Here is a 5,273-nt window from a genome sequence, read left to right on the forward strand (position 1 = left end):
GCTGGCGTTTGGACTCATCCAACAGACGTAAAGCGGCATCGTCGTAGCTTTCTCCCGGGCGAGCATTTTGCTCAATAATCGCTCGAGGTATGCCAAAGAGCGCCCCTTGAGGGCTACGTTTCGGTTTTGACCCTTTCTTTTTGCTGGTAGGGAATTTTTGGTTTTGAGAGGTTTTATCGCCGAAAGTAAACACCAGGTGGGATACCCGACGTCCTGTTTTGCGTTGATCCCATTTCACCCAAAGAGGTGAATGCTCGTTAATCTGCTCCACCGCAGGTTCAATTACCCACCTTTTGAAGTCACGAATGTTGGGATAACGGTCTTCAAGTTGGAATGCTTCGCGCAACCAATCGATTGAGGCAACACGCTCGCCTGCACCTCGCCATTGAGCCAGCATTTCATAAAGGCGAACCGCGTGAGCACTAGACATTTTGGCAATATCAGCTAGGGCATAACGAGTAAATTGCTCGGTAAGTTGGGAGAGGTAAGGCACCATATCAGTACCAAAGCGCAACGAAACGGCTCCCTCCCCTTCGTCATACTCAACGGTTTGCACCCAACGTGTTAGAAGCACTTTGGTTTTTCCGACTCCGTTAGGGGCTGTGTGCAGTGTGACTCGGCGCTCGAACAAACGCTCAGAAGCTGATTTGAGATTCTGATAGGCCGTTCCGAGTTGAGTACCACTCATGTCAGCAATTTCTTGCGCACTAATGCGATAAAGCTTCTGATCGGTTAAAGGTTCATCCCTCCGTACCTGAGCGATGCATGCGAGTACAACACGCTGTTCATAAAGGCTCAGACGATATGAAGCTTCGACTAAGGCGTTTGCTTTGTAGATCTGGGCATCTTTCATTTATTCGCGCCTTAGGATGTGAGTTATATATTTTACTCACACTAAACCATCAATCCCTCCCTTAAACAACCATCAATTCCTCCTCTTTTAACCATCAATCCCTCCTCTTTTAACCATCAATCCCTCCTCTTTTAAAGCTATTAGGTTAATTTTTTCAGTAACTTAAAAGCCCTAAAAGGGAAAAGGGAAAAGGTACATAAAAGAGCGCATACGCGCTCACCTACCCTCCGCTTCGCTTCGCCCAGCCCTACGGGCTGCCTAATGAAGATGCGCCAAAGGCGCACTAAGGGCGGCTTTCGAGGTGCTACGCACCTGCGCCGCTGGTAAGCGCGTATGCGCAATAATTAGGTGGAAACAGCAACGAAACACCCGTTTAGCACGATAGTGGGCTTCGCCCACCCAAACCCCGTTACCGCTACGCTGCATGCCGCGTAGCGGCATAAAACCCAGTCAAGAGATGACGTGGCTAATTTAGGTTAATTTTATTGCTTTTTAAAATTCAAGATAATGAGGATAATCTTGAATTTAGGGCTATAAGCGTGATTATTTCACGCCATTTCGCCTGAAAAATACTTTGCCCTGGTAACTCAGGTTATGTCGGATGCCCCTTGATAGCTGTCACCGTAAATACCGTTGAGCAGGAATGCTCTGGCAGGGAATCTGAGCAGGGAGCGCTCGATGCCACCGGGGAGGCATGCGTAGGACGCGCATGGGTGGTTGCAAGGAACGCAGCGCTAGAGAGTGCCCGGCCCTTAGGGTCGGGCTTTTCTTTGTCTGGGTGAAAATAAGTGTGATCTATTCACGCTTATAGTTTACAGTTGTAGGCATCAATCCGACCTGGGTGCCTGGCTATGGCTCTGCGCAAAATCAGCGACCTAAAGCCCGCGTTTAGCGGCGATAATGTCACCGAATGGCAATCCCCCGCCGGGACGCGGTACCGCTATGAGCGCGATCGGTGCGCTGTGGGCCAAGAAATGGGGCCGGGCACGGAGGCGTATGATTGGCACGTACTGGCTAAAAATGACCTTACCCATGCCAAACGGAAGGTGTTTGAGTTGATCAACCTGGATGAATTTTAATGGCCCGTCCGAGAGCCCTACAGGCCGCCGAGGCGCCGCTTTGGTTGGCTGTGCTGCTGGACTACTCGTTTAGCGATAAAAACGCTCAGCGGGCCGCACGGCTCGATTTAGTGGGTGTCGCACACGATGTCACCGCCTATCCTAATGACATACCTAATTGTCGATTGGCAGAACTGCTGCTGCGTTGGGCAGAGCAGTATGTGCCGGCGGAAGATTGGAAGCGGCTACAAGCCAGGACTAGAAAGCGGCGTTCTGGTATGAAAAATTGAACATTCCCTCACGTATGAAAAAAACAGTGGAAGGATCGCCATGCACCCTTTAATCCAACAAATGATCCTGATTGTTATTACTGCGGCTCCGATTATCACTATGGTTTTATTGAACGCGAAAAATCAAAAACCGTAGGCCTATCAAATTGTCTATATCGCGTCTATTCCATGTCTATTCCATGTCTATACGGTGTCTATATCGGGTTATGTCGTGTCATAAGGTGTCTATTTCCGGTCTATACAGTGTCTATAAGGCGTCCTACAACCAGTCTGCTGCGCAGACTGCGTCCATAAATACCTTCTTTGAGTCCTTAACAGCGTCAGAGCTTTGTGCATGAGGCTATAAAAAGGTGTTTTTCCTTAACGGTGGAAGCGATACACCATACGCACCCCTGCGGGGTGGATAAGTATTTGTTATTTCTAGTTTTTCCTATAATTGGCTTTTCATCTAGCACTATTTTAAACAATACAAAAAATGCTATAACCGCTATCATATAAGGGATTTAAACAATACAGAGAGCAATACAAATGGGTGGCAATAAGAAATTTCGTCCTACCGTCAACACCAGATCACTCGCTGCCCCTTTACAGCTTCGGCTGTACCAGGATCAGCGTGCTTATTTTGAGGATGCGGCTGCTTCCACAGGAGAAACGGTTTCGGTATACCTGAGACGTTTTGTCGATGGCGGCTTGGAGCAAAACGAAATACTTGAACACTTTTTGGAAAGCGTCAGTGCGATAGAAAAGCGGTTGGATCAGTTGGAAGAACGACTCGACTCAGGCGCAAGTAAAGAGGAAGGTGCCCTCTATGAAACACTGGCATTGCTTCGCATCCTGATGAGAAATAACGGAGGAAGTAATAGCATCGACATGATTCAAAGTAGCCTGAAAAATATGGGCCACGAAATATTCTCCTTCCCGTCACATAAGTGATAGCTGTCTTTTTAGCCACCCACTACCTATTCTGCCACTGCCTCTTGCTGTGGCTTAAGGAGGGTGGGCGATTCACTGCATGAGAAAAGCAGTGTTATGGCTATACCTGGTTGGTGTAGATCGTTAGCATCTCGCTTTTCCCCAAGCATTGCTTTTTTACCATGAGCGCGCTTTGTGTTTTCTGCTGCACTCTTCAAATCTTTCATAAAAGCCCAGACTTATCATGAAGTCTTTTTTTTCTTGAGCCATCCAACCTAGAGCCTCATATACTTTCGAATACTCTGCTTCTAGAACTAAAATGGCTTCTTGAAAATTTCTCTTTTTATGTTTGCTTTTCCATATTGGCTCATGATGATAGAGCCTGTTTCTTGTCCTGTTTATTCTCTTAAAGTCATCAAACATCTGTTTAACTAATTTTCCATTTCTCCCAGGAAATACATCGTCTAAAACATACTGCCAGAAGTGGTAAGGATTTTGGTTATTCCGATGTTGACTATCTAGCATATAGACCCAAAAACCTAGCATAAGATTAGAGATTAAGTCATCGTCCGTATATGCTTCTCCGCATTTTGCTTTTGTTATTTTTTTAGCAGATAGAAGTGTTTTTTTAGATTCGTCGGAAAGTTGAACAAGGTTGTACCATTTGTTTCCAGGCCATTTCCCTTCAAAAAGAGGGGTTAGTGCATTGTTTATTGAGTTTCTTAAACATATCTCAAGAACTTGGAGTGGCACAAAAAAATGAGATGATATTTCTTGTATAGCAAAGTAGGCAGATATTAAATCCACATCTTTTTCTGGAAACCCTAGGCCTTCATATGTTTTTATCCTAGGTTTTGATATGTTGTTTATTATCCTCAGTAATTCTTCTTCACTCATTCTCTTTAAATTCCTTAGACGAAATGAAAGCCTCTTTCACCATAGGGGCATTAATTTCTATTATTCTTGATAAAGGAGTCAAACTATATAAATTCCTTCCTCCATATTTACCGTTTCTTTTAGTGTGTTTTACTTCTATCAGCTCAAGATCTACGAGTCTATCAAGAGTTCTCTGAACTGTCCTCTTGGAAACCCCCATTCTATACGCGATGGAGTCCTGGGAGGGATATATGCGGTCTTTAGCATCCCACCAATGGATCATCAGGTTAAGCAGAACATTCAAATCTGTAGACGTTAGCCCGAGTTGTGCTTGAAGGAACATCAGTGAGGAAGGAAGCGCCGTCCAGCCTAGGCAGAGCCCGCCTTCTCCCCATTTGTCGATTAGTTTTGCTTCATTTTCTTCCTTTACCATTGTTTCGCCCTTTTAAAAAAAATTTCTTGTCGCATGGTAACCTGCTATGCTAGCTGAAAATCGAAGATTTTCAGCTAGCATAGCAGGTTACCAGATATTATTTATATACATATAGTATGACATTGGTGTCATCTTTAAAATAAGCACAGGCTTGCCTATATTCTCGTCACAGGTATGGGGCAACCCATACACTGATCTGTAAGCACTGCAATCGGCTGCCTTGTAAAGGTAAAGATCGCAACTGCGGGATTCTAAGGGCCTGTCCTTCTAGGGGACGGGCCCTTTCCTTATTCGCATTGTTAGCGTGCTAGTTAAATACCCCCCCGATGTCGCCCCTCTGATACGCGTAATATTTTAGTGTCGACTTTCAAAGCGCCTGAGCAGGTCGTCAAATCCTGAGATCGTCGTGTGGGTGTTTTGAGGGGGGGGAGTGCTTTGTGGCGGCTCCGGTGCAGGTAGACGGCGAAGCTCACTTACTTCTTCTTGTAGCGAGGCCACCTGTTGACGAAGAGCATGCAGCTCACTGAGTAACAGGGTGTCTCGTTCGTGCTGTGTGTATCGTCGCGGAGACTTAAGGGGTGTCTTAGGTGTCTTATAGTTAGGCGGTTCGCCATAAGCGCGGATTAGCTCCGACAGATCAATGAGGCGTTGTCCATCATCATTCAGCCTCGAGCTGAGGCGGCCTGCATCGCAATGACGGTGCAGTGTCATACGGCTTTTCCCGTATAGTCTAGCGGCCTGCGATAGATTGAATTCGGGCATGTCACAACCTGTCACATTTGTTGTCTCATAATTAGTGTAGCAGGTCGTTCTAGCCGTAGCTTTACATCACGTCAGTGGGCCGAGCTCCT

The 5,273-nt window shown here is 46.1% G+C and carries 6 protein-coding genes; 3 read left to right on the top strand and 3 right to left on the bottom strand.

What is annotated here, in order from left to right; translation table 11 throughout:
- Positions 1 to 853: replication initiation protein (locus tag ACT3XD_RS19155; protein WP_444280676.1), on the bottom strand; the 853-nt coding region annotated here is incomplete at its 3' end.
- An 851-nt stretch (positions 854 to 1,704) separates the two neighbouring features.
- Here ACT3XD_RS19155 and ACT3XD_RS19160 point away from each other — a divergent pair.
- The 3 genes from ACT3XD_RS19160 to ACT3XD_RS19170 all read left to right on the top strand — a co-directional run bounded on the left by ACT3XD_RS19160 (position 1,705) and on the right by ACT3XD_RS19170 (position 3,134).
- Positions 1,705 to 1,932 carry a hypothetical protein gene (locus tag ACT3XD_RS19160; protein ID WP_192539935.1) on the top strand — a complete coding sequence of 76 codons (228 nt, stop codon included), beginning with the start codon at positions 1,705 to 1,707 and terminating at the stop codon, positions 1,930 to 1,932.
- Positions 1,932 to 2,201, top strand: coding sequence for a hypothetical protein (locus tag ACT3XD_RS19165; RefSeq protein ID WP_444280677.1), 270 nt, complete (start codon positions 1,932 to 1,934; stop codon positions 2,199 to 2,201). The genes ACT3XD_RS19160 and ACT3XD_RS19165 overlap by 1 nt, the downstream gene beginning before the upstream one ends.
- A 528-nt stretch (positions 2,202 to 2,729) precedes the next feature.
- Positions 2,730 to 3,134, top strand: a complete 405-nt coding sequence (locus ACT3XD_RS19170; protein WP_192539971.1) for a hypothetical protein — start codon at positions 2,730 to 2,732, stop codon at positions 3,132 to 3,134.
- A gap of 156 nt (positions 3,135 to 3,290) precedes the next feature.
- Here ACT3XD_RS19170 and ACT3XD_RS19175 read toward each other — a convergent pair whose 3' ends face one another.
- Together ACT3XD_RS19175 and ACT3XD_RS19180 are read right to left on the bottom strand one after the other, a co-directional pair.
- Positions 3,291 to 4,010: a hypothetical protein gene (locus tag ACT3XD_RS19175; RefSeq protein WP_444280678.1), complete on the bottom strand. Its 720-nt coding sequence runs from the start codon at positions 4,008 to 4,010 to the stop codon at positions 3,291 to 3,293.
- Positions 4,003 to 4,422 (bottom strand): helix-turn-helix domain-containing protein, encoded by a 420-nt coding sequence (locus ACT3XD_RS19180; RefSeq protein WP_192539975.1) that lies wholly within the window; start codon positions 4,420 to 4,422, stop codon positions 4,003 to 4,005. The genes ACT3XD_RS19175 and ACT3XD_RS19180 overlap by 8 nt, the downstream gene beginning before the upstream one ends.
- Positions 4,423 to 5,273 lie beyond the last annotated feature (851 nt).

This window comes from Halomonas sp. AOP7-B1-5, from assembly GCF_052353045.1.
GTDB lineage: Bacteria > Pseudomonadota > Gammaproteobacteria > Pseudomonadales > Halomonadaceae > Vreelandella > Vreelandella colorata.

Bases quoted from the DNA above. Each gene is read 5' to 3' on its own strand.
- ACT3XD_RS19160 (WP_192539935.1), top strand. From the start codon at position 1,705: ATGGCTCTGCGCAAAATCAGCGACCTAAAGCCCGCGTTTAGCGGCGAT.
- ACT3XD_RS19165 (WP_444280677.1), top strand. From the start codon at position 1,932: ATGGCCCGTCCGAGAGCCCTACAGGCCGCCGAGGCGCCGCTTTGGTTG.
- ACT3XD_RS19170 (WP_192539971.1), top strand. From the start codon at position 2,730: ATGGGTGGCAATAAGAAATTTCGTCCTACCGTCAACACCAGATCACTC.
- ACT3XD_RS19175 (WP_444280678.1), bottom strand. From the start codon at position 4,010: ATGAGTGAAGAAGAATTACTGAGGATAATAAACAACATATCAAAACCT.
- ACT3XD_RS19180 (WP_192539975.1), bottom strand. From the start codon at position 4,422: ATGGTAAAGGAAGAAAATGAAGCAAAACTAATCGACAAATGGGGAGAA.